The organism is Streptomyces sp. NPDC048192, assembly GCF_043202415.1.
In the GTDB taxonomy this organism is placed as follows: domain Bacteria; phylum Actinomycetota; class Actinomycetes; order Streptomycetales; family Streptomycetaceae; genus Streptomyces.
In genome coordinates this window covers 97,562-120,847 of record NZ_JBIDAL010000004.1, presented here as the reverse complement: position 1 = coordinate 120,847, position 23,286 = coordinate 97,562, and the positions used below count along the sequence as shown (strand labels likewise).

The 23,286-nt window shown below is 73.3% G+C and carries 22 protein-coding genes; 14 read left to right on the top strand and 8 right to left on the bottom strand.

The window, feature by feature from the left end:
* The first annotated feature begins 2 nt into the window (after positions 1-2).
* The 8 genes from ACGFZN_RS08860 (at position 3) to ACGFZN_RS08825 (ending at position 8,699) form a co-directional block, all read left to right on the top strand.
* Positions 3-1,466 (top strand): MFS transporter, encoded by a 1,464-nt coding sequence (locus ACGFZN_RS08860; protein WP_393857784.1) that lies wholly within the window; start codon positions 3-5, stop codon positions 1,464-1,466.
* Between the two features lie 80 nt (positions 1,467-1,546).
* The gene (locus ACGFZN_RS08855; protein WP_393857783.1) at positions 1,547-1,960 is read left to right on the top strand and encodes a DUF3151 domain-containing protein; all 414 of its coding nucleotides are present in this window, start codon (positions 1,547-1,549) and stop codon (positions 1,958-1,960) included.
* Positions 1,961-2,106: 146 nt separating this feature from the next.
* Positions 2,107-2,955 (top strand): tryptophan 2,3-dioxygenase family protein, encoded by an 849-nt coding sequence (locus ACGFZN_RS08850; protein WP_393857782.1) that lies wholly within the window; start codon positions 2,107-2,109, stop codon positions 2,953-2,955.
* The gene (kynU, locus tag ACGFZN_RS08845) at positions 2,948-4,159 is read left to right on the top strand and encodes a kynureninase (protein WP_393857781.1); all 1,212 of its coding nucleotides are present in this window, start codon (positions 2,948-2,950) and stop codon (positions 4,157-4,159) included. The genes ACGFZN_RS08850 and kynU overlap by 8 nt, the downstream gene beginning before the upstream one ends.
* Positions 4,160-4,344: 185 nt before the next feature.
* Entirely contained in the window at positions 4,345-5,247 is a 903-nt protein-coding gene (locus ACGFZN_RS08840; RefSeq protein ID WP_393857780.1) for an alpha/beta hydrolase, read from the top strand.
* 130 nt (positions 5,248-5,377) lie between these two features.
* Entirely contained in the window at positions 5,378-6,733 is a 1,356-nt protein-coding gene (locus ACGFZN_RS08835; RefSeq protein WP_393857779.1) for a sensor histidine kinase, read from the top strand.
* Positions 6,730-7,398: a response regulator gene (locus ACGFZN_RS08830; RefSeq protein WP_393857778.1), complete on the top strand. Its 669-nt coding sequence runs from the start codon at positions 6,730-6,732 to the stop codon at positions 7,396-7,398. The genes ACGFZN_RS08835 and ACGFZN_RS08830 overlap by 4 nt, the downstream gene beginning before the upstream one ends.
* Positions 7,399-7,478: 80 nt before the next feature.
* Positions 7,479-8,699: a cytochrome P450 gene (locus ACGFZN_RS08825; protein ID WP_393857777.1), complete on the top strand. Its 1,221-nt coding sequence runs from the start codon at positions 7,479-7,481 to the stop codon at positions 8,697-8,699.
* Positions 8,700-8,732: 33 nt separating this feature from the next.
* On the opposite strand, the gene ACGFZN_RS08820 is transcribed toward ACGFZN_RS08825, so the two are convergent.
* Both ACGFZN_RS08820 and ACGFZN_RS08815 read right to left on the bottom strand, forming a co-directional pair.
* Positions 8,733-10,304, bottom strand: coding sequence for an ABC transporter permease (locus ACGFZN_RS08820; RefSeq protein WP_393857776.1), 1,572 nt, complete (start codon positions 10,302-10,304; stop codon positions 8,733-8,735).
* Complete coding sequence (locus ACGFZN_RS08815) at positions 10,301-11,194, bottom strand: ATP-binding cassette domain-containing protein (protein WP_393857775.1); 894 nt, start codon at positions 11,192-11,194, stop codon at positions 10,301-10,303. The genes ACGFZN_RS08820 and ACGFZN_RS08815 overlap by 4 nt, the downstream gene beginning before the upstream one ends.
* Before the next feature lie 74 nt (positions 11,195-11,268).
* On the opposite strand from ACGFZN_RS08815, the gene ACGFZN_RS08810 reads away from it, so the two are divergent.
* Positions 11,269-11,790 carry a GbsR/MarR family transcriptional regulator gene (locus tag ACGFZN_RS08810; RefSeq protein ID WP_393857774.1) on the top strand — a complete coding sequence of 174 codons (522 nt, stop codon included), beginning with the start codon at positions 11,269-11,271 and terminating at the stop codon, positions 11,788-11,790.
* Between the two features lie 22 nt (positions 11,791-11,812).
* On the opposite strand, the gene ACGFZN_RS08805 is transcribed toward ACGFZN_RS08810, so the two are convergent.
* A complete protein-coding gene (locus ACGFZN_RS08805; protein ID WP_393857773.1) occupies positions 11,813-12,649 on the bottom strand; it encodes a diacylglycerol kinase in 837 nt (278 codons plus the stop codon).
* Positions 12,650-12,856: 207 nt separating this feature from the next.
* Between ACGFZN_RS08805 and ACGFZN_RS08800 the strand changes: the two genes are divergently transcribed.
* The 3 genes from ACGFZN_RS08800 (at position 12,857) to ACGFZN_RS08790 (ending at position 16,987) form a co-directional block, all read left to right on the top strand.
* Complete coding sequence (locus tag ACGFZN_RS08800) at positions 12,857-14,140, top strand: adenylosuccinate synthase (RefSeq protein WP_393857772.1); 1,284 nt, start codon at positions 12,857-12,859, stop codon at positions 14,138-14,140.
* 571 nt (positions 14,141-14,711) lie between these two features.
* Positions 14,712-16,526: a bifunctional metallophosphatase/5'-nucleotidase gene (locus tag ACGFZN_RS08795; RefSeq protein WP_393857771.1), complete on the top strand. Its 1,815-nt coding sequence runs from the start codon at positions 14,712-14,714 to the stop codon at positions 16,524-16,526.
* A 29-nt stretch (positions 16,527-16,555) separates the two neighbouring features.
* Positions 16,556-16,987, top strand: coding sequence for an ester cyclase (locus ACGFZN_RS08790; protein ID WP_393857770.1), 432 nt, complete (start codon positions 16,556-16,558; stop codon positions 16,985-16,987).
* 376 nt (positions 16,988-17,363) lie between these two features.
* Here ACGFZN_RS08790 and ACGFZN_RS08785 read toward each other — a convergent pair whose 3' ends face one another.
* Entirely contained in the window at positions 17,364-17,555 is a 192-nt protein-coding gene (locus tag ACGFZN_RS08785; protein ID WP_393857769.1) for a hypothetical protein, read from the bottom strand.
* On the bottom strand, positions 17,542-17,781 hold the full coding sequence (locus tag ACGFZN_RS08780; RefSeq protein ID WP_393857768.1) for a DUF6400 family protein: 240 nt from the start codon (positions 17,779-17,781) through the stop codon (positions 17,542-17,544). The genes ACGFZN_RS08785 and ACGFZN_RS08780 overlap by 14 nt, the downstream gene beginning before the upstream one ends.
* 168 nt (positions 17,782-17,949) lie before the next feature.
* Between ACGFZN_RS08780 and ACGFZN_RS08775 the strand changes: the two genes are divergently transcribed.
* A complete protein-coding gene (locus tag ACGFZN_RS08775) occupies positions 17,950-18,159 on the top strand; it encodes a hypothetical protein (protein ID WP_393857767.1) in 210 nt (69 codons plus the stop codon).
* 8 nt (positions 18,160-18,167) lie between these two features.
* Here ACGFZN_RS08775 and ACGFZN_RS08770 read toward each other — a convergent pair whose 3' ends face one another.
* From ACGFZN_RS08770 to ACGFZN_RS08760, 3 genes are all read right to left on the bottom strand, one after another.
* Positions 18,168-18,818: a hypothetical protein gene (locus ACGFZN_RS08770; RefSeq protein ID WP_360154293.1), complete on the bottom strand. Its 651-nt coding sequence runs from the start codon at positions 18,816-18,818 to the stop codon at positions 18,168-18,170.
* Between the two features lie 62 nt (positions 18,819-18,880).
* Entirely contained in the window at positions 18,881-19,576 is a 696-nt protein-coding gene (locus tag ACGFZN_RS08765; protein ID WP_393857766.1) for a GntR family transcriptional regulator, read from the bottom strand.
* 123 nt (positions 19,577-19,699) lie between these two features.
* Entirely contained in the window at positions 19,700-21,055 is a 1,356-nt protein-coding gene (locus ACGFZN_RS08760) for an aspartate aminotransferase family protein (RefSeq protein WP_393857765.1), read from the bottom strand.
* A gap of 258 nt (positions 21,056-21,313) precedes the next feature.
* Here ACGFZN_RS08760 and ACGFZN_RS08755 point away from each other — a divergent pair, with 258 nt between their 5' ends.
* A complete protein-coding gene (locus tag ACGFZN_RS08755; protein WP_393857764.1) occupies positions 21,314-23,275 on the top strand; it encodes a protein kinase in 1,962 nt (653 codons plus the stop codon).
* Positions 23,276-23,286: the final 11 nt, after the last annotated feature.

Here is a 23,286-nt window from a genome sequence, read left to right as displayed (position 1 = left end):
CCATGCCCGACGTCCGGCTGGCCTCGCCCCAGGGCAAGTGGATCCTGTTCACCACGGTTCTCGGCTCCAGCATGGCGCTGCTGGACTCGACCGTCGTCAACGTGGCGCTCCCGCGCATCGGCGCCGATCTGGGGGCGAGTCTCGCCGCGCTGCAGTGGACGGTCAACGCGTACATGGTCACGCTGGCCGGGCTGATCCTGCTCGGCGGCTCGCTCGGGGACCACTACGGCCGCCGGAAGATCTTCGTGCTGGGCGTGGTCTGGTTCGCGACGGCGTCGCTGCTGTGCGGCCTGGCGCCGAGTCCGGGGATCCTCATCGCCGCGCGGGCGTTGCAGGGCGTCGGCGGCGCCCTGCTGACCCCCGGCTCCCTGGCGATCATCCAGGCGTCCTTCCACCCCGACGACCGCAGCCGCGCCGTCGGCCTGTGGTCCGGCTTCGGCGGGATCGGCGCCGCGGTCGGCCCGTTCCTCGGCGGCTGGCTGGTCGCCGGGCCCGGCTGGCGCTGGGTGTTCCTGCTGAACGTGCCGCTGGCGCTGCTGTGCGCGCCGGTCGCGCTGCGGCACGTCCCGGAGTCGGCGGACGGCGGCAGACACGCCCGCTTCGACGTGCTCGGCGCCGCCCTCGGCGCGCTGGCCCTGGCCCTGCTGACGTACGCCCTGATCGAGGCGAGGGCGGGCTCCCTGGTGGTGGCCCTGACGGCGGTGGCGGGCCTGGCGGCCGCGGTGGCCTTCGTGCTGGTGGAGCGGCGCAGCCCGGACCCGATGCTCCCTCTGGACGTCTTCGCCGCCCGCCAGTTCAGCGCGGTCAACCTGGTCACCCTGTGCGTGTACGCGGCGTTCGGCGGCTTCTTCTTCCTCACCGCGCTGCAGCTCCAGGTCGTGGCCGGCTACTCGCCGCTCAAGGCCGGCACGGCCCTGCTGCCGACGACGGTCCTGATGCTGTTCCTCTCCTCCCGCTCCGGCGCCCTGGCCGACCGGACGGGGCCGCGGCTGCCCCTGACGGCCGGCCCGCTGCTGTGCGCGGCCGCGATGCTGCTGATGCTGCGGGTGGGCGAGGGCGCGTCCTATCCCGCCGACGTCCTCCCGGCCGTCCTCGTCATGGGCGCCGGCATGGTGACCCTCGTCGCGCCGCTGACCGCCACGGTCCTCGCCTCGGTGGACGCCTCCCGGGCGGGCCTGGCCAGCGGCGTCAACAACGCGGCGGCACGCGCGGCGGGCCTGGTGGCGGTGGCCGCCCTGCCCCTGCTCACGGGGATGGGCCCGGACGCGTACCGGGTCCCGGCCGCCTTCGACGCGGCGTTCCGGCGGGCCATGCCGATCTGCGCCGGGGTGCTCGTGGCCGGCTCGGTGCTGGCCTTCGCCCTGGTCCGCCGCCCGTCCCCCGACTGCCGCCACCCGGAGTGCCGCGTGCACGGCTGCGTCACGGCCCCGCCGCTGGAGGGAGAGCGGCGGGCGCAGCCGTCGTAGCGGGCCGGACCGGCCCGGTGCCGGGGCGGGCCACCGGCACAGCGCCCGCGCCTGTCACCGGCGTGCGCCAGACTGGACCCATGACCATCCACGAAAACCTCCTCGGCGGCCCGCCCCCCACCCACCTCCCCGACGACCCCGAGCCCCGCGAGCAGCTCGCCGCCGGCACCGCCCCCGCGGACGTCGCCGCCAAGTACCCCACCTCCTCCCTCGCCTGGGCCCAGCTGGCCGACGACGCGTTCGAGCGCGGCGCGGTCGTGGAGTCGTACGCCTACGCCCGCACGGGCTACCACCGCGGCCTGGACGCCCTGCGCCGCAGCGGCTGGAAGGGCCACGGCCCGGTGCCCTGGGAGCACGAGCCCAACCGCGGCTTCCTGCGCGCCCTGCACGCCCTCGCCCGCGCCGCGCAGGCGATCGGCGAGCAGGAGGAGTACGAGCGCTGCACCCAGTTCCTGAAGGACTCCTCCCCGACGGCGGCCCAGACCCTCGGCTAGCCGTACGTCCCGGTGTGGCCCGTCTGGCACAGGCGGGCCTTGCCGTATCCGGGGTCGATTGCGGAGGATGCCGGGTGGGGACCGGGGCCCCCGTGCCGGCATCGGCAGGGGCGGACCGCTACCCGGAGCTACAACAGGAGACAGCGATGTCCCAATCGGCTCAGCAGTCCACACAGACTCAGGAGCCCGAGACTCCGCATCTCGATTTCGCCGGCACGACGCCGTACGAGGACTACGTCAAGGCGGACGTGCTCACCCACCTCCAGCACACCCTCTCCGACGATCCCGGAGAGATGGTCTTCCTGGTCACGACCCAGGTGATGGAGCTGTGGTTCACCGTCATCGTCCACGAGTGGGAGACCGCGGCGGGCGCCCTGCGCGGTGACGACGTGCCTACCGCGATCGCCGCGCTGAAGCGTTCCGTGCGGGAACTGGAGGCGCTCAACGCCTCCTGGACACCGCTCGGCCAGCTCACCCCGGCGCAGTTCAACTCCTACCGGTCCGCCCTCGGCGAGGGCTCCGGCTTCCAGTCGGCGATGTACCGGCGCATGGAGTTCCTGCTCGGCGAGAAGTCCGCGTCCATGCTGGTCCCGCACCGCGGCGTCCCCCGCGCCCACGCGGAACTGGAGAAGGCGCTGCACGAGCCCAGCCTGTACGACGAGGTGCTGCGGCTGCTGGCCCGGCGCGGCCACGCCGTCCCCGCCTCCGTCCTGCACCGGGACGTCTCCCAGCGCTACGAGCCGTCCGACCAGGTCGAGCGCGTCTGGGCGGCGGTCTACGCCGGCGACCAGGACGCCGAACTCGTCCGCCTCGGCGAGGCATTGACCGACGTGGCCGAGCTGGTGTGGCGCTGGCGCAACGACCACCTGGTCGCCACCCGCCGCGCGATGGGCGCCAAGCCCGGCACCGGCGGCTCGGCCGGCGTGGCCTGGCTGGAGAAGCGCGCCCGCAAGAACGTCTTCCCGGAGCTGTGGACGGCGAGGTCCCATGTCTGAACTGTCTGAAGCATCTGAAGTGTCTGAACTGGCCCTGGAGGCGGAGAAGCTGGACGCGGCGGACGAACTCGCCCCGCTGCGTGACCGCTTCGTCCTCGACGACGTGGTCTACCTCGACGGCAACTCCCTCGGCGCGCTCCCCGCGCACGTCCCCGACCGGGTGGTCGACGTGGTCCGCCGCCAGTGGGGCGAGCTGCGCATCCGCTCCTGGGAGGAGAGCGGCTGGTGGACCGCGCCCGAGCGGATCGGCGACCGGATCGCCCCGCTGGTCGGCGCGGCGGCCGGGCAGATCGTGGTCGGCGACTCCACGAGCGTCAACGTCTTCAAGGCACTGGTGGCCGCCGTGCGGATGGCGGACGAGGACCGCACCGAGATCCTGGTGGACGCCACGACGTTCCCCACGGACGGCTACATCGCCGAGTCCGCGGCCCGCCTGACCGGCCGCACCCTGCGCGCCGTGACCCCGGCCGAGGTGCCGGGGGCGCTGACCGGCCGTACGGCGGCGGTGCTGCTCAACCACGTCGACTACCGCACCGGCCGGCTGCACGACCTGCCCGGTCTGACCGCCGCGGTCCACGCCGCCGGCGCCCTCGCGGTCTGGGACCTGTGCCACAGCGCGGGCGCGCTGCCGGTGGGCCTGGACGAGCACGGCGTCGACCTGGCGGTCGGCTGCACCTACAAGTACCTGAACGGCGGCCCGGGTTCCCCGGCGTACCTGTACGTCCGCCGGGACCTGCAGCCCCGCTTCGACTCGCCGCTGCCGGGCTGGAACTCGCACTCCGACCCGTTCGGCATGAGCCCGTCGTACGCCCCGGCGCCGGGCGCCCCGCGGGGCCGGGTCGGCACCCCGGACATCCTGTCCATGCTGGCCCTGGAGGCGGCCCTGGACGTCTGGGACGGCGTGTCCGTCTCCGCCGTCCGCGCCAAGTCCCTCGCGCTGACGGACTTCTTCCTGCGCTGCGTGCGGGCGTACACCGAGCCGGGGCGCGTGGAGTGCGTGACGCCGGAGCGCCACGAGGAGCGCGGCAGCCAGGTCGCGCTGCGCTGTGCGGACGCGGGCGAGGTGATGAAACGCCTGATCGACCGGGGTGTCGTGGGCGACTTCCGGCATCCCGACGTCCTCCGCTTCGGCTTCACCCCGCTGTACGTCGGCTTCGCCGACACGGAGCGGGCGGCGCGCGTGCTGGGGGAGGAGCTGGCGTAGGGGTGCGGGGCCTGAAGGCGGCGACCCGCAGGGGAACCGCGCCTTCAGGCCCCGTATGGAACCGTTTGCCCCTCACCGTGTGTGACATCCCCGCGTCCGCGCACGTCACCGGCCTGATACCGTCCCGCCCAACGGCGAGCTGGTGACCAGACGCCAAACACGTTCCATCGCTGAGAGGTTGGAGCATGCCGGACGACGCCGCAGCAGCCCGCGCCGCCGCCGAAGAGGAATCGGCCTTCTCGCACCCTCCGGTCGACCCCGACGTCAGCTCCGCTTACGGCAGCCACCCCGACCAGGTGATCGACTTCTACGCGCCCCGCACCGCCGCGGACTCCCCGGTGCCGCTGGTGGTGGTCCTGCACGGCGGCGCCTGGCGCGCCCGCTACGACCGCCGGCACATCACCCCCTTCGCGGACTTCCTGGCCCGCAGGGGGTTCGCGGTGGCCAACGTCGAGTACCGGCGCGGCGGCGAACCGCTGATCCCGGGGCAGAGTGCGGGCACGGAGGCGGGGAGCGTCCCGCCGCCGGCCGGCCGCTGGCCGGACACCTTCGACGACGTCGCCGCCGCCCTGGACGCGCTGCCCGCCCTGGCCCGCGAGGCGCTCCCGCAGGCCGACCCGCGCCGCACGGTGCTGACGGGCCACTCGGCCGGCGGCCACCTCGCGCTGTGGGCCGCGGCCCGCCACCTCCTGCCCGCGGACGCCCCCTGGCGCACCGGTCGGCCCGCCCCGCTGCGCGGCGTCGTCGCCCTCGCCCCGATCGCGGACTTCGAGGTGGCGGAGAAGCTGGAGGTGTGCGGCCACGCGAGCCTGCAACTCCTCGGCGGCCACGACACGTTCGCCGAGCGACGCCCGTACGCCGACCCCGTGCTGCTCCTCCCCACGGGCATCGCGACGACCCTGGTCCAGGGGCGCACCGACCTGGTGGTGCCGCAGACGGTGGCCGAGTCCTATGCGGACGCGGCGGCGAAGGCCGGCGAGATGGTGGGCCTGACCCTCCTGGAGGACGTCGGCCACTTCCCGCTGATCGACCCGGCGGCGGACGCGTGCGCGGTGGTGGCGGAGGAGATCGCCCAACTGGCCTGGTGAGGCCCGGAGTCATGGCGTACGTACCCGGCGTGGCCGGTGGCGCGGGCGCCCCGTAGTACCTGAGAGGGACCCGTGAGAACCCCTCTGCAAGGGGACGACCGCGGCCCGGCCGCCGCCTACCGTTCTCCACGTGACCGAGACGACGCACACGCAGACGACACCGCCGGGCGCGGCCGGCAGGCCGCGCAGCCCGGAGTTCCGGCTGGCCGCGGACGCGCTGAGCGGGCTGCGCCAGGACCTGTTCCACGAGGCCTTCGCCTACCGCCCGCTGCCCCGGCTCGGCGCCGACAGCCCCTTCGTGCGCCGCCGGTCCGGCCGTATGCGGGAGTACGCGGCCTGGGCGCCGCACGCGGTGGTCGTCGTCCTCGGCCTGACGGCGATGCTGGTCGGTCTCACCCGCGGGGGCGACTCGGGGGTGCCGTCCCTGCTGTGCGGGCTGCTGGCCCTGGCGCCGGTGCTGCTCACCCTGGTGCGGCCGGCCGGAGCCTTCTGGCTGTCCCTGGCCGCCTCCACGGTCACGGCGGTCGTCAGCGAGCAGGAGTGGGTGGGCCGGCCGTGGCCGGCGAGCAGCTTCGTCTCCCACCTGGTGGTGCTCACGGTCGTCGCGGCACGCACCCGCCCCCGCACCGCGGCCTGGATGTGGGTGCTGACCGGGGTGTACGGCTTCTTCGCCGCGAGTGTGCTCGGCCCGTGGTACGGCGACACCGATGTGGCCCAGATGCTGGTCCTGTCGGCGGTGCTGCTGCTGGTGGTCACCGTCCGGCACATCCGCCGGGAGGCCGCGCAGGAGGTGACCGCGCAGCAGACGGTGACCGCGCACGAACGCTCCCGGCGCACCCTCCTGGAGGAGCGCACCACGATCGCCCGCGAGCTGCACGACGTGGTCGCCCACCACATGTCGGTGGTCGCCATCCAGGCGGAGGCCGCGCCCTACCGGGTGGAGAATCCGCCGGAGGAGCTTCAGAAGGCGTTCGCCACCATCCGGGAGAACGCGGTGGCGGCCCTGACCGAGCTGCGCCGTGTCCTCGGTGTCGTCCGCGCCGAGGACTACGAGGCGCCGGACGCCCCCCAGCCGACCCTGGCCGACCTGGACGGCCTGCTCGCCAACGTACGGGAGGCGGGCCTGACGGTGGAGAAGGCGGTGACGGGCGCGGTGCGCGAACTGCCGCAGGGCGTGGAGCTGTCGGCGTACCGGATCGTGCAGGAGGCCCTCAGCAACACCCTGCGGCACGCGCCGGGAGCGAGCGCCCGCGTGGAGATCGGGTACGTCCTCGGCGGCCTGGGCCTGCGCGTGGTGAACACCCCGCCGCCGGCTCCGCGGCTCGTCAAGCCGTCGCCGGGCGCCGGGCACGGCATCACGGGCATGCGGGAGCGGGTCGCCATGCTGGACGGTGAGATGACGGCGGGCCCGACGCCGGACGGCGGCCATGAGGTGACGGTGTTCCTGCCGGTGCCGGCGGCCACGGTGAGCGAAGGGGACGCATGACCATCCGCGTACTGATCGCGGACGACCAGATGATGGTCCGCGAGGGCTTCTCGGTGCTGCTGAACGCGATGCCGGACATCGAGGTCGCCGGCGAGGCCGTCAACGGAAGACAGGCCGTCGAGCGGGTCCGCGAGCTCGCCCCGGACGTCGTCCTGATGGACATCCGCATGCCCGAGCTGAACGGCATCGAGGCCACCCGGGAGATCGTGGCGGCGGACGCGGCGGCGAAGGTGCTGGTCCTGACCACCTTCGACCTGGACGAGTACGTGTACCAGGCCCTGCGGGCGGGCGCCTCCGGCTTCCTCCTCAAGGACGCCTCGGCCCGCCAACTCGCCGACGGGGTCAGGGTGGTGGCCGCCGGCGAGGCTCTGCTGGCCCCCTCGGTCACCAGACGTCTGATCACGGAGTTCTCCCGCCTCGCGGACCCCCCGCGCCCCCTCCCGCCGGCGGCCCGGGCGGCCTACGGTGACCTCACGGAACGCGAGACGGAGGTCCTGATCCTGATCGCCCAGGGCCTGTCCAACGCGGAGATCGCCGCCCGCCTGGTGGTCGCCGAGTCCACGATCAAGACCCACGTCAGCCGCATCCTGGTCAAACTGGGCCTGCGCGACCGCACCCAGGCGGCGGTCTTCGCGTACGAGGCGCGGTTGGTGACACCCGGCTGACGGCCCCGGAGGGCGCCCTTCGCCGGGCACCCGAGAGAGCGCCCCTGGCCAGACCGCGCCGCGCGCGTTAGCGTCCCCGCATGGCTGGCAGCTCCGACCTGATCTTCGATCCGTGGGACCCCGCGTTCGTCGCCGACCCGTACCCGGCGTACGCCGAGCTGCGGGCGCGCGGCAGGGTGGTGTACTTCGCGCCCACGAACCAGTGGCTGGTGCCGCATCACGCGGACGTGTCGGCGCTGCTGCGTGACCGGCGCCTCGGCCGCACCTATCTGCACCGGTTCTCGCACGAGGAGTTCGGCCGGACCCCGCCCCCGCCGGAGCACGAGCCGTTCCACACGCTCAACGACCACGGGATGCTGGACCTGGAGCCGCCGGACCACACCCGGATCCGGCGCCTGGTGTCGAAGGCGTTCACGCCGCGCACGGTGGAGCGGCTGCGGCCGTACGTCCACGCTCTGGCGGACGAGCTGGTGGCGGCGCTCGTCCGCAAGGGCGGCGGCGACCTGCTGAGCGAGGTGGCCGAGCCGCTGCCGGTGGCGGTGATCGCCGAGATGCTCGGCGTCCCCGAGGCCGACCGCGCCCTGCTGCGGCCGTGGTCGGCGGCCATCTGCGGGATGTACGAGCTGAACCCGTCGAAGGAGACCGCCGTGAAGGCGGTGCGGGCGTCGGTGGAGTTCTCCGAGTACCTGCGGGGGCTGATCGCCGCGCGTCGCAGGGAACCGGGCGAGGACCTCGTCTCCGGGCTGATCGCGGCGCACGACGAGGGCGACCGGCTCACCGAGCAGGAGATGATCTCCACGGCGGTGCTGCTGCTCAACGCGGGCCACGAGGCGACCGTCAACGCGACGGTGAACGGCTGGTGGGCGCTGTTCCGCAACCCCGCCCAGCTCGCCGCCCTGCGCGCCGACCACGCGCTGGTGCCGTCGGCGGTCGAGGAGCTGATGCGCTACGACACCCCGCTCCAGCTCTTCGAGCGCTGGGTACTGGACGACATCGAGATCGACGGCACCACGATCCCGAGGGGCTCGGAGATCGCCATGCTCTTCGGTTCCGCCAACCACGACCCGGCCGTCTTCACCGACCCCGGCCGGCTGGACCTCACCCGCGGGGACAACCCGCACATCAGCTTCAGCGCGGGCATCCACTACTGCATCGGCGCGCCCCTGGCCCGTATCGAGCTCGCCGCCTCCATGTCCGCTCTCCTGCGGCAGGCCCCGACCCTCGCCCTCGCGGCGGAACCACGGCGGAAGCCGAACTTCGTCATCAGGGGGCTGGAGGGGCTGACCGTGGAGGTGCGCTGAGCGGCAGGCGGCCGGTGGGCGGCCGGTGCACGCTCAGGCCGTGAGGTCCCTGCGGCGCAGGCCCGCGAGGCCGGCCGCGACGAGCAGCGCGGCCACAGCCAGCAGCACCAGTACCGGCCGCCACTCCATCTGCCCGCCCGGCAGCTTCGGCAGGTGCCCGAAGGGGGACAGGTCCAGCACCGCCCGGGGCAGGTCCAGCGCCGGGCCGATCCAGCCGAGGAGCAGGGCCGCGCCGGCCACGCCCCACGCCGCGACCGCGCCCCGCGGCAGCAGGCCGTACAGCAGGACGGCGACCGCGCCGATCAACCAGACGGCGGGGACCTGGAGCAGGCACGCGCCCAGGACGGGCCCGGTCCGCCGGCCGTAGCCGACGGCGAAGCCGAGGCCCGCCAGCAGCATCAGCAGGGCCGAGCCGCCGAACGCGACGAGCAGATGACCGAGGGCCCAGCGCAGCCGGCCCACCGCCGCGGCCAGCACCGGTTCGGCGCGCCCGGAGGTCTCCTCGCCGCTCAGCCGCAGCACGGACGAGACGACGTACAGGGCGGCGACCAGGCCGAGCAGGCCGATCATCGCGGCGAGGAAGGCGTCGGTCAGGCCGGACTGGCCGCCCATCCGCTGGAAGATCTCCCGCGCCTTGGCGTTGTCGCCGACGAGCCTCGCCGCGCCGTCCGTCAGCCCGCCGTAGACGACCCCGGCGAGGAAGAAGCCGAGCGACCAGCCGAGGACGCTGCCGCGCTGCAGCCGCCAGGCCAGCGCGCCGGCACCGGTGAGCCGCCCCTCGGCGGGCCCCGGCCGGGCCGGCAGGAAGCTCATGCCGAGGTCCCGGCGGCCCGCCAACCGGTAGGCGAGCGCGGTCTGCAGGGCGGTCGCCGCCGCGAACAGCAGCAGCATCCACCAGCGTTCGGCCGCGAAGGGCCGTAGGTTCTCCAGCCAGCCCAGCGGGGACAGCCAGGTCAGCACCGACGAGCCGTCGTCCGTCGCGGAGTCGCCCGCCGCGCGCAGCACGAACGCCGCGCCGAGGACCGCCGCAGTCAGCCCCCGGGCCAAGCGCGCGCTCTCGGTCAGCTGGGCGGCGATCGCCGCCGTCGACGCGAAGAGCAGGCCGGCGCCCGCCACCCCGAGCCCGAAGACCAGCGCGCCCGCCACGCCCTGCCCGGCGAGCCCCGCCGCGATCAGCGCGCCCAGGGCCGCGTTCGCGACCGCCGCCGCCAGCAGGGCCGCCGTCAGCGGGGCCCGGCGGCCCACCATGCCGGAGGACACCAGCTCCTGCCGGCCGCTCTCCTCCTCCTCGCGGGTGTGCCGTACGACGACGAGCAGGCTCGTCACCGCGGCGAGCGCGCCCGCGTACACCCCGACCCGCCAGGCCGTCAGCGCGCCCAGCGAGTCGCCGAAGACCGGGCCGACCATGGCGCGCAGGGAGGCGTTGGCCGCCATCTGGTGCATCAGGTCCGCGCGGGCGGCCGGGGTGCCGTACAGGCCATGAAGCGTCTTCGGCATGGTCAGGACCATCAGCGCGGTCACCGCGACCCATACCGGGATCAGCACGCGGTCGCGGCGCAGGGCGAACCTCAGCAGGGTCGCCGTGCCGGTCAGCCGGGAGGTCATACGGCCGCCTCGTCCGCGTAGTGCCGCAGGAACAGCTCCTCCAGCGTGGGCGGCGTCGAGGTCAGCGAGCGCACGCCGGACGCCGTCAGCGAGCGCAGTACGGCGTCGAGCCGGTCGGTGTCCACCTGGAACCGGACCCGGTGCCCCCGCACGTCGAGGCCGTGCACGCCGGGCAGGCGGGCCAGTCCGTCGGGCGGGCCGGCGAGTTCGGCGCTGACGCTGGTGCGGGTGAGGTGCCGCAGGTCGGCCAGTGAGCCGCTCTCCACGGTCCGGCCCTTGCGGACGATGCTGACCCGGTCGCAGAGTTCCTCGACCTCGCCGAGGATGTGGGAGGAGAGCAGGACCGTGCGGCCGCGCTCGCGCTCCTCCCTGACGCAGCGCTGGAAGACCTCCTCCATCAGCGGGTCGAGGCCCGAGGTCGGCTCGTCGAGGATCAGCAGGTCCACGTCCGAGGCGAAGGCCGCGACCAGGGCGACCTTCTGCCGGTTGCCCTTGGAGTAGGTGCGGCCCTTCTTGGTGGGGTCCAGCTCGAAGCGGTCGATCAGCTCGGCGCGGCGCCGGCGGTCCAGGCCGCCGCGCAGCCGGCCGTAGAGGTCGATGACCTCGCCGCCGGAGAGGTTGCGCCACAGGGTGACGTCGCCCGGCACGTAGGCGATCCTGCGGTGCACCTCCACCGCGTCCCGCCAGGGGTCGCGGCCCAGCACCCGGGCGGCGCCCGCGTCGGCGCGCAGCAGGCCGAGCAGGACGCGGATGGCGGTGGACTTGCCGGCGCCGTTGGGGCCGAGGAAGCCGTGCACCTCGCCGGTCTCGACGTCCAGGTCGAGACCGTCCAGCGCGTGCGTACGGCCGAAGGACTTGTGGAGTCCGGCGACCGCGATTGCCTTCGTCATGCCGACGAACGTACGCTTCTTTCAGAAATTTGTGAAGTTACCGAAGGTCCCTAATGTTGGGTACGGTGGGCCCCATGACGGATGCGGTGCGGCGGGACCCCGAGGCGGTCTCCCGGTTCGTGGAGCACTTCGCGGCCCAGGTCGTCGAGGCGGGGGTGCCGCGCATGCCGGCCCGCGTCCTCGCGGCGCTGCTCGCCTCCGACTCCGGCGCCCTCACCTCGGCCCAGCTGGGCGAACAGCTGAGGATCAGCCCCGCGGCGGTCTCCGGCGCCGTGCGCTACCTCGCGCAGGTCCACCTGCTGTCCAGGGAGCGCGAGCCGGGCTCGCGCCGGGAGCGGTACCGGGTGCACGGCGACCAGTGGTACGAGGCCCTCACCAACCGCGACGCCGTCATCAAGCGCTGGGAGGAGGCCCTCCGCGAGGGGGTGGCGAGCCTGGGCGCCGACACCCCCGCGGGGCGCCGGCTCGCCGAGACGCTGGACTTCTTCGAGTTCGTGGAGAAGGACGTGGCCCAGATGATGGAACGCTGGCGCGCCTACCGGGAGCGCAAGTACGAGCACCCGGAAGAGGCACGGGGAACCGGGGGAGCGTCATGACACCGGTTTCGAGGCCCCCGTCTCAAGCCGGCGGCAGCACCAGCCCCCAGGCCCCCTCCGCCACCCGCCACGTCCGGCGCCGCACCGGACCCGTCACCCGGGCGTCCGCCCGGTAGCGGAAGTCCGCGCCGGTGACCGTCACCGTGCGGCCGGTCGCCTGTACCGGGGTCGCCTCCGCGCCCACCGACAGGGGCCGTACCTCCACCCGTGCGAAGCCCCCCGTGCCCGGGGTGACCGACACCGCCTCCACGGGCTGGCCCAGGTCGACCACCGTCTCCCCGTCGACCTCCACCCGGAGCCGGGAGGGGCCGGGGGAGGGCACGGCCGCGAGCCGAGGCGGGCGGGGGGCGAGGGTGCGGACCAGGGAGCGGTACCAGGGGCGGCAGACGACGGCGACCGGCTGCGCCGCGGCCGCCCGGGCCACCGGCTCCGGCGGGATGCCCAGCGCGCCCAGCACCACCCCGTCGCTGTCGTCGACCAGCAGGTCGAGGCGCCGCTCCGCGCCGTCCAGCACGGCCCGCGCGGCCGCCACCGTCCCGCCCGGCACCCCGAGCGACTCGGCCAGCCGGGTGTCGCCCACCGGGACGACCGACAGTGTGCATCCGGCCAGCTCCCGCGCCCGGTGCAGCAGGGACACGGCCCGCACCAGCGCGCGGTCGTCGCCGATCACCACCGGTCGCCGGGACCCCCGCCGGCCCAGCGCCCGGGCGAATTCCTCCGGGCCGTCCGGCAGGCACACCTTGGCTGCCGCACCCGCGCTGAGCACGTCTTTCGCGATGCGTACGGACTCCCCGTCCGCCTGCCGTGCCGCCGGATCGATGATCACCAGCAGCTGTTCGGACGTCGCGAAAGTCGCCACCTCGGTCCTGCCTCGCTTCCTCGGGTAGCATCTTTGTGCAAGAGCCCCTTGCGCTATTGCGCCAGGGGCTTCGTCTATTCCGGGGCATCCGGTCCGACGGTTGGGCGACCACCGGCGACCAACGACGGTCGCTGTGGCACGCGGCGGTGAACCTTACGCCCACGCCCCCGACCTTGGACATGCCCCGCCCGGAAGGGGTGTACGCGCGTGCCCGCACTTGTGCTGCTCGGTGCTCAGTGGGGTGACGAAGGCAAGGGAAAGGCGACCGACCTGCTCGGTGGCTCGGTGGACTATGTAGTGCGGTACCAGGGCGGCAACAACGCCGGCCACACGGTCGTCGTCGGCGACCAGAAGTACGCCCTCCACCTGCTCCCTTCCGGAATCCTGTCCCCCGGTTGTACGCCGGTCATCGGCAACGGCGTCGTCGTCGACCCGTCGGTCCTGCTCTCCGAGCTGAGCGGTCTGAACGAGCGTGGCGTCGACACGTCCAAGCTCCTGATCAGCGGTAACGCGCACGTCATCACGCCGTACAACGTGACCGTCGACAAGGTGACGGAACGCTTCCTCGGCAAGCGCAAGATCGGCACCACCGGCCGCGGCATCGGACCGACCTACGCCGACAAGATCAACCGCGTCGGCATCCGGGTCCAGGACCTGTACGACGAGTCGATCCTTCAGCAGAAGGTCGAGGCGGCCCTCGACGTCAAGAACCAGATCCTCACCAAGCTCTACAACCGGCGCGCCATCGCCGCCGACCAGGTGGTCGAGGAGCTGCTGGGCTACGCCGAGCAGATCAAGCCGTACGTCGCCGACACCGTCCTGGTCCTCAACCAGGCGCTGGAGCAGGACAAGGTCGTGCTCTTCGAGGGCGGCCAGGGCACGCTGCTGGACATCGACCACGGGACCTATCCCTTCGTGACGTCCAGCAACCCCACCGCGGGCGGCGCCTGCACCGGCGCCGGCGTGGGCCCCACGAAGATCAGCCGGGTCATCGGCATCCTCAAGGCCTACACGACCCGCGTCGGCGCCGGCCCCTTCCCGACCGAGCTGTTCGACGAGGACGGCGAGGCGCTGCGCCGGATCGGCGGCGAGCGCGGTGTGACGACGGGCCGGGACCGCCGCTGCGGCTGGTTCGACGCGGTCATCGCCCGCTACGCCACCCGCGTCAACGGCCTGACCGACTTCTTCCTCACCAAGCTGGACGTGCTGACCGGCTGGGAGCAGATCCCGGTCTGCGTGGCGTACGAGATCGACGGCAAGCGGGTCGAGGAACTGCCGTACTCGCAGACCGACTTCCACCACGCCAAGCCCGTCTACGAGATGCTGCCGGGCTGGTCGGAGGACATCAGCAAGGCGAAGTCCTTCTCGGACCTGCCGAAGAACGCCCAGGCGTACGTCAAGGCGCTGGAGGAGATGTCCGGCGCCCCGATCTCCGCGATCGGCGTGGGCCCGGGCCGGGACGAGACGATCGAGATCAACTCGTTCCTGTAAGGCGGAACACGGCGGCCGGCGCGACGGAAGAACGCGCCGGCCGCCGTCTCGTCCGGCGCCCGCCTGCCACACGGCGGCGAGCCCGACGAGAAGCAGGACGGCGAGGCAGGTCAGCAGCGGGGAGCCGGACGGGGCCGCGACGGGCCCGGGCAGGACGAGCCGCGGGCGGCCCTCGCCGCGTCTGCCGCAGTGCCGCACCGCTCGGCGCCGTGGCCCCGGCAGCGGGGGCACTCCTCCCATCCTCGCCCCTGACAGGCGGTGCACGACATGAGCCCATCGCCGGGGTGACCCCGGCAGACCCCGCACTCCGCCGTGCCGCCGCTTCCGCCCCGTGCGCCGGGCGCGTCCTCCGAGCCGGCCGCCCCTTTGCTGCTCGCCGAGTTCACGCTGGTCGGCGAGGGGGCGCGGGACGGATGAGCGGAGGGCTCAAGTCCGCTTCTGTTTCCCATTTGTTGACCCGCCCGTGACCCGTTTCTGGTTTCGCGCGGATGTGGCGTACGGCAAGCATCTACGCGGGTAGTCCCGCCGCCATGCCCGTACGATCCTGCCTCTCGAGCTCCAGGAGCCCTGCATGCCCGCCCATCCCATGAACCGCCGTGAGTTCGTGAAGAAGTCGGCCGTCACCGGTGCGGCGGTGGCCGCCGCCGGGGCCGTCGGCACCGGCACCGCGCAGGCCGCCGAGGCCGGTCACCGGCCCGAAAAGGCGCCGCGCACCTGGTCGTTCTCCATCCTGGGCACCACCGACCTGCACAGCCACGTCTTCGACTGGGACTACTACAAGGACGCCGCCTACACCGACAAGGCGGGCAACTCCGTGGGCGTGGCGCGGGTCGCCACCCTCATCAAGCAGCAGCGCGAGGCCAAGGGCGAGCACCGCGTCCTGCTGGTCGACGCCGGCGACATCATCCAGGGCACCTCCCTCGCCTACTACTTCGCGCGCGTGCAGCCCATCACCGCCGAGGACGGCCCCAAGCACCCGATGGCCGTGGCCATGAACCACATGCGCTACGACGCCGCCGCCCTCGGCAACCACGAGTTCAACTACGGCATCGACACGCTGCGCAAGTTCGAGAGCCAGTGCCGCTTCCCGCTGCTCGGCGCGAACGCGCTCGACGCGAAGACGCTGCGGCCCGCCTTCAAGCCGTACACCGTCAAGCACATCCGCGTGCCCGGCGCCCCGGACATCAAGGTCGGCATCCTCGGCCTGACCAACCCCGGCATCGCGCTGTGGGACAAGGACAACGTCAGCGGGAAGATGGTGTTCCCGGGGCTGGTGGAGCAGGCGAAGAAGTACGTGCCGCGGCTGCGCGCGCTCGGCTGCGACGTCGTCTTCCTCACCGACCACTCCGGCCTCGACGGCTCCTCTTCCTACGGCGACGAACTGCCGTACGTGGAGAACGCGTCCAACCTGGTGGCCGAGCAGGTGCCGGGCATCGACGCGATCCTGGTGGGCCACACCCACGTCGAGGTGCCGTCCTACACGGTGAAGAACGCGCAGACCGGCGAGGAGGTCCTGCTCTCCGAGCCGTACTGCTGGGGCTACCGCCTCAGCGTCTTCGACTTCGAGCTCGAACTCCACCACGGCCAGTGGAAGGTGACGGGCAAGACCGCGCAGACCCTCAACCCCAACACGGTGGACGAGGACCGGGAGATCAAGAAGCTCCTGGAGGCCGACCACGAGCTGGTGGTCAAGTACGTCAACACCGCGGTCGGCACCTGCACCGCGGACCTGTCCGCGGCGGACTCCTGCTGGCAGGACGTCCCGATCATGGACTTCATCCACAAGGTCCAGATGGACACCGTGAAGACGGGCCTGTCGGCGGCGGACGCCGCGCTCCCGCTGATCTCCGTCGCGGCGCCCTTCTCCCGCACGGCCGACATCCCCCAGGGCAGCGTCACCATCAAGGACATCGCCGGCCTGTACATCTACGACAACACCCTGTACGGCAAGAAGCTGACGGGCGCCCAGCTCAGGGACTACCTGGAGTACGCGGCGAAGTACTACCACCAGGTCCCGGCCGGCACGAAGGTCGACACCGCGACCCTCACCAACGCCAACAACTTCTGGGACTACATGTACGACACGGCGGCCGGCGTCGACTACGAGATCGACATCGCGCAGCCGGAGGGCTCCAGGATCAAGAACCTGACCTTCAACGGCGCCCCGGTCGCCGACGACCAGGTCTTCGTCGTGGCGGTGAACAACTACCGCGCCAACGGCGGTTCGGGCTACCCGCACATCGCCGCGGCGCCCATCGCCTACAGCTCGACCAACGAGATCCGCCAGCTGATGATCGACTACGTGACCGCGAAGAAGACCCTCGACCCGGCCGACTTCGCCGTCACCAACTGGAAGCTGACGCAGGCGGGCACGCCGGTCTTCTGAGAACGGCGTCCAGGACACAGGGGGAGGACATGAGCACGGTGGACGACGGCAAGAAGGTGGTCCAGGGCTTCTTCGAGGCGGTCAGCGAGGGCCGGCTCGAGGACCTGCCGCAGTACATGGCGGCGGACGTCGTGGACCACAACAAGATCATCCACGGTGAGGCGGACGAGCCCGGCGCCGCCTTCGACGGGCTGCGTCAGCAGGCGGAGGCCCTGGCCCCGCTCACCGTGCGGGTCGACGAGCTGATCGGCGAGGGCGACCGGGTGGTGGCCCGGGTGACCCAGCGGGGCGTGCACAGCGCGGCCCACCCGCGGATGCCCGAGCCGACCGGCCGGTCCTTCGAGATCGAGGCCGTCTGGATCTTCACCCTGCGCGACGGCAGGATCGCGGAGATCCGCGCGGTCAGCGACCGGCTCGGGCTGTTCGCCCAGCTCGGCTGGCCGCTGCCGACGGCCGGCTGACGCGACGGCCGCCCGCGCACACGAGGGCCGCCCGGGCTCGCCCCGGCGGCCCTCGCCCGTGCCGGGCACGTTCAGCGCGTCCTGCTCCAGGGGCGCGGCCTGTGGCCGTACCCGCAGGCGGCGCAGACGGTCCAGGGCCCGGTGCCGGGCGATGATCGCGGTCCAGCCTCACCGCGTTCGCCCCGCAGCGGCCTGCCGGGGCGATCCGGACGCCTCCGGGCCGGCGTTGCTCGCTCCCCCGCCGGGCGGGGCGATGGCGGCGGCGCGCTCCGCTCCGGCGGCGGTGGGGGCGGTGGACGGCGCCGGCCGGGCCACGGACACCGGGGTGCGGCTGGCCCGGCTCGGGGTGCGTCCCCGGCCGGCTCAGGCCGGCCGGTCAGCCGGCCGAGCGCGTGGCGCCGAAGCCGCTCTCGTGGGTCCAGACGTGGTGGCACGCGGGGCACTGCAGGTGCAGCAGGCTGCCGGTGTTGGACAGCAGATAACGCCACCGGCCCCGGTCCTCGCAGCCCGGACAGTCCACCCCCCAGGCGCGCCTGCCCGGGTCGGCCTGCGGATCAAGCGGCAGCATCGCCGGGTCCCGGCGGCAGCACACCGGCCGCCACCAGCTCGTCGTAGATCCGCTGCTGCTCGGCGTCCAGCCCGGAGTACAGCAGCGCCCGCGCCTCCTCCTCGCCGCGCAGCGCCGCCGCCGGGTCCCAGCCGGGGCCGAGGGCGGCCATGACGTGGGTGCGGCGGAGCATCTCGTGCGCGCTCAGGTCGACGCCGAACGCGAAGGTGGGGCCGTGGGGGGACATGCCACCGAACGTAGGCGGGACATTTCCCCCACGGCAAGACCAGGTGGGTGACATCACACCGGCCCGGCCGGCCGGGCCCCGGCCCGCCCGCCCCTCCCGCGCCGTGCCAGGATGTGCCCCCCGTCTTCGGGGTCCAGGAAGGGATCGGCGTTGGTTGTCGTCATCGGCGTGCTTGCCCTGCTCGTGAGCAGTGCCTTCCTGGCCGTGGCATGCGGCTGGCGGGGGATCGACGTGTGGGTGTGGGACTGGGCGCCCCTGGTGGTCCGGCAGTGGACCCGCAGCGGAGCGCCCTGGCGGAGCCTGACGACCATGCGGATCCAGTTCGGGATCATCGGCCTGACGTGCCTGGGGTTCGCGGTGCACCTCCTGGCACGCTGACCCGCCCCTCAGCTGAACACGATCATCGAGCCCTGGGCCAGGGAGCGGGTCGCCGCCGCGTGCAGACCCAGCCAGACGTGCCGTTCGCGGGCGAAGGGGCTGGGATCGTACGGCGCGGGGACCGCCGGTTCCTCGAGTTCCGTCGGGGCCGTCGGCGGGGCCGGGGCCGCCGGGGGGTTGGCCGGGTCGATGCCGATGGACGCGGCCACGTACTCCAGCTCGCGCAGCAGCGTCTGTGAGCTGCCCAACGGGCCGCCGCCCGCCAGGAGTTCGTCGTTGGACAGCGGGTGCGGGAAGTCGACCGGAACGTACGCGCCCGCGTGGTCGTAGTGCCACACCAGATGGGACTGCTGGGCCGTGGACTCGAACATCTCCAGCAACTGCTCGTAGTCGCCGCCCAGTTCGTCCACCGGCGTCACCGGCAGCCCGCAGACCTGGAGCAGATACGCTCGGCGCAGGAAGTGCAGGGCGTCGTAGTCGAAACCCGCCACCGGCGCGACCTCACCGGACAGGCCCGGCATGTACTGGTACACCGGCACCGGTGGCAGCCCGGCCTCCCCCAAGGCCTTGTTGTACTGCGCGAGTTCCTCGGCGAACGGGTTGTCGGGGGTGTGGCACAACACGTCCACGAGCGGTACCAGCCACAGGTCACAGGCCAAAGAGGGCTCCTCGCACACAGAAGGGTCCGGCACGGACACGGTCAGGGAAGCGTACTGGGCATCTACCCGCCGGTCAGGTCTTCCAGCAGCGCCAGTGAATGGGCGTTGGACTCGGCGACGATCGCGCGGGCGGTGTCGGCGTCACGCCGGGCCAGCGCGTCGACCAGCCGGGTGTGCCCGGACCAGAGCCGGCCGCGCAGGTCGGGCAGGCGCAGCAGGTGCTGCACCGCGCACACCCAGGACTGCACGCGCAGCCGGTTGAGGAAGTCGCCGAGGTAGGGATTGCCGAACAGCGCGCTCAGCTCGCGCCAGAAGCGCAGGTCGTAGCCGATGAGAATGCTCAGGTCACCGGCCGCGGCGGCCCGCGCCGCCTCCTCGCCGCGGCGCCGCACGGTGGTCAGCGCGGCCGTCGTACGGGAGTCCTCGGGCGGGGTGCGGAAGGCGGGGTGGCCGCCGGCGAGGGCCTGGAACATGCCGTCGGTGACCAGACTGCGGGCCTGGATCATGTACCGGTAGTCGCTGACGGAGTACTCCGGCACGCGGAAGCCGCGGTGCTGGTCCGCCTCCAGGATGCCCTGCGCGGACAGGTCCACCAGCGCCTCGCGCACGGGAGTGGCGGAGACGCCGTACTGGTCGGCGATCTCCTTGACCGTGAACGCCCGGCCCGGCCGCAGCCGCCCCGCCAGCACCTCGTCACGGAGCGCGTCCGCGATCTGCTGCCGCAGCGTGCTGCGGGTCACGGCGCCGGTGCCGGGCATGGGGGGCCTCTCCTCACGCGTCGGATGACGTGCTCGTCCGTACTCGCCGTCTACGCGAGTATCTGTGCTTACGAGCACGTCACCTTACGCGTTCGAATCACCCGGGCGGCAGTCGTCGTACGGCTACACCGTGTACTCGTCGGCCACGCTCAGCGCGGCGTCCAGAGCGGCGAGCCCCTCCTTCAGCTCGGCCTCCGTCACATTGCACGGCGGGACCACGTGCGTGCGGTTCATGTTCACGAAGGGCCAGATGCCGTACTGCCGGGCGGCGGTCGTGAAGGCGGCCATCGGGGCGTTCGCCTCGCCGGTCGCGTTGTACGGCACCAGCGGCTCGCGGGTCTCGCGGTCGCGTACCAGCTCCAGCGCCCAGAACATGCCGGTGCCGCGCACCTCGCCGACGCTGGGGTGCCGCTCGGCCAGCTCGGCCAGGGCGGGCGCGAGGACGCTCTCGCCGAGCCGCCTGGCGTTCTCCACGATCCCCTCCTCCGCCATCACATTGATCGTGGCGACGGCTGCGGCGCAGGCCAGCGGGTGCCCGGAGTAGGTCAGACCGCCGGGGTAGGGCCGCTTGCCGAAGGTCGCGGCGATCTCCTGGGAGATGGCCACACCGCCGAGCGGCACGTAACCGGAGTTCACGCCCTTGGCGAAGGTCATCAGGTCGGGCACCACACCGAAGAGGTCGGCGGCGAACCACTCGCCGGTGCGTCCGAAACCGGCCATGACCTCGTCCAGGACGAAGACGATGCCGTACTTGTCGCAGATCTCGCGGACGCCGGCCAGATAGCCGGGCGGCGGAACCATGATTCCGGCCGTGCCCGGGATGGTCTCCAGGATGATCGCCGCGACCGTCCCCGGCCCCTCGAAGGCGATCGTCGTCTCCAGGTGCTCCAGGGCCCGCGCGGTCTCCTGCTCCTCGGTCTCGGCGTAGAAACGGGAGCGGTACAGGAACGGCGCCCAGAAGTGGACGACCCCGTTGGTGCCGCTGTCGCTGGCCCAGCGGCGCGGGTCACCGGTGATGTTGACCGCCTGCTGGGTGCCGCCGTGGTAGGAGCGGTACGCCGAGAGCACCTTCGGGCGGCCCGTGTGCAGCCGGGCCATGCGCACCGCGTGCTCGACGGCGTCCGCGCCGCCGTTGGTGAAGAAGATCTTGTCCAGGTCGCCCGGGGTCCGCTCGGCGATCAGCCGGGCCGCCTCCGAGCGCGCCTCGATCGCGAAGGCGGGCGCGAAGGTCGCCAGTTTCGCCGCCTGCTCCTGGATCGCGGCGACGACCTTGGGGTGCTGGTAGCCGATGTTCGTGTAGACGAGCCCGCTGGTGAAGTCCAGGTACCGCTTGCCGTCGTAGTCCCAGAAGTACGACCCCTCGGCGCCGGCGACGGCGAGCGGGTCGATGAGGTCCTGGGCGGACCAGGAGTGGAAGACGTGCGCGCGGTCCGCCGCCTTCACTGCGGCGCCGGCGTCGGGGTCGGTCTGAGGGGTCATGCGCCCGAGGGTAGATGTCCGCGATGCGGAAGAGATATCGGCGTCCTGTTCCGTGGACGGGGGGAAACTGCGACAGGTTGTCCAGGCCGGGCACCGCTCGAGCGGGCCCTCGCGCCGGAACCGGGGACGGCGACTGGCGCGACTCTCCCGTGGGGCCGGATTATTCTCGGCTCCGTCGTACACGCGGGCGCCGCACGCGGCGCGCGTGTGCCGCGTGCACGGGGTGCGTGGGCGTACCGGGGGGAAGGCGGGGCGGGCATGGAGAAGCTGGGGCCGGGGGATCCACAGGTCATCGGGGGCTACCGGCTGCTCGCGCGGCTGGGCGCGGGCGGCATGGGGCACGTGTATCTGGCCCGCTCGGACCGGGGCCGTACGGTCGCGGTGAAACTGGTCCGCGAGGAACTGGCCGCCGAGGAGGAGTTCCGGGCGCGGTTCCGGCAGGAGGTGCAGTCCGCGCGCCGGGTCGGCGGGTACTGGACCGCGCCCGTGCTGGACGCGGACACCGAGGCGCCGGTGCCGTGGGTCGCCACCGGGTACGTGGCCGGCCCCAGCCTGCAGCAGGTGGTCGGGCACGATCACGGCGCGCTGCCGGAGCGGTCGGTACGGATCCTCGCGGCCGGACTCGCGCACGCCCTGAAGGACATCCACGCGGCGGGGATCGTGCACCGGGACCTGAAGCCGTCCAACGTGCTCGTGACCATCGACGGGCCGCGCGTCATCGACTTCGGCATCGCACGGGCCCTGGAGACGGCCTCGCTGGGCGGGGAGGGGCTGACCCGGACCGGTTCGCTCGTCGGCTCGCCCGGGTTCATGGCGCCCGAGCAGGTGCGCGGCGACCGGATCACTCCGGCCTGCGACGTCTTCTGCCTGGGGTCCGTGCTGGCGTACGCGGCGACCGGGGCGCTGCCGTTCGGGAGCGCGAACAGCGGGGTGCACGCGCTGATGTTCCGGATCGCCCAGGAGGAGCCGGATCTGACGGGGGTGCCGGAGGGGATCGCCGATCTCGTACGGGACTGCCTGCGCAAGGAGCCGGAGCGCCGGCCCTCGCTGGACGCGATTCTGGAGCGGACCGGGGCGGAGGACACGGTGACCGGTGGGCGGTCCCGGGACCCCTGGCTGCCGGGGGCGCTGGTCGCCCAGCTCGGGCGGCACGCCGTACAGCTGCTGGAGGTGGAGGACCCGGAGGGGGAGGGGGCGCCTCCGCCGCCGGGTGCGGGGTCGTCTTCGGGTGCCGGTGCGTCGTCGGGTGCACCACCCGTGCAGGCATCGTCGTCGGGTGCGGGTGGCCCCGGTGGGGCGGACTCGCCGCCGGCGGCTGCTGCGGGGGGATCGAATGGCGCGGCGGTGCCGCCGGCGGCTGCTGGGGGATCGCCCGAGCATGCCGGGGCCGGAGGAGTGGAGCATCTGCCGACCGTGGTGTCGGGGCAGGCGCCGCCGGTGGCCGCTCCCGGGTTCGGGGCGGCGCCGGGACCATACGGGTACGGGCAGCAGCATCCGCAGCCGTACGCGCAACCCCCGGCCGGTCCCGCCTACGGGTATCCCCAGCCGGCGTACGGGCCGTACGCCGGTGGGCCGGGAGCCACGCCGCCGTACGGGCCGCCGCCCCTCGGCGCGGGGCCGGAGCAGCCGGAGCGGCGCAGCGGGCGGTCCACCGCGCTGCTCGTCGCGGTCGCCCTGGTGGTGGCGCTGGGCGCGGGCGGCTCGGTGTACGCGCTGATGCGTGGCGGCGGGAGCGACGACAAGGGCTCCGGGAAGGTGAGCCCCGCGCCGACCGCCGGCTCCACGGCCGGCGACGGGACCTCCGCAGCGCCGACTCCCACCGACTCCGGCTCGGACTCCCCCTCCGCCTCCGCGTCCTCCGACGGCGCGGTCCCGGCCGGCTACCTGGGCACCTGGGAGACCGGCATCGACAACGCCAACGGGACCAACACCCGCCAACTGACCATCCGGCAGGGCGAGGTGGGCGACAGCGTGCTGACGCTGGTCGCGGACGGACCCACGGACGGCGGCGGCTCGTACCACTGCGTCTTCGAGGCGAAGCTCACTCAACGGCCCACCGCCGACGGGCCGTTGGAGATCGGCCCGTCCACCGTCACCAGCGGTGAGCCCGCGTCCTCCTGCACGCCGGGCGCGGCCACCGAGGTCACCCTGCTGCCGGACGGCCGGCTGAAGCGGGCCCAGGCGGGCGGCGGGGAGAGCCTGACGTACACCAGGCGGTGAGGGCCCGGGGC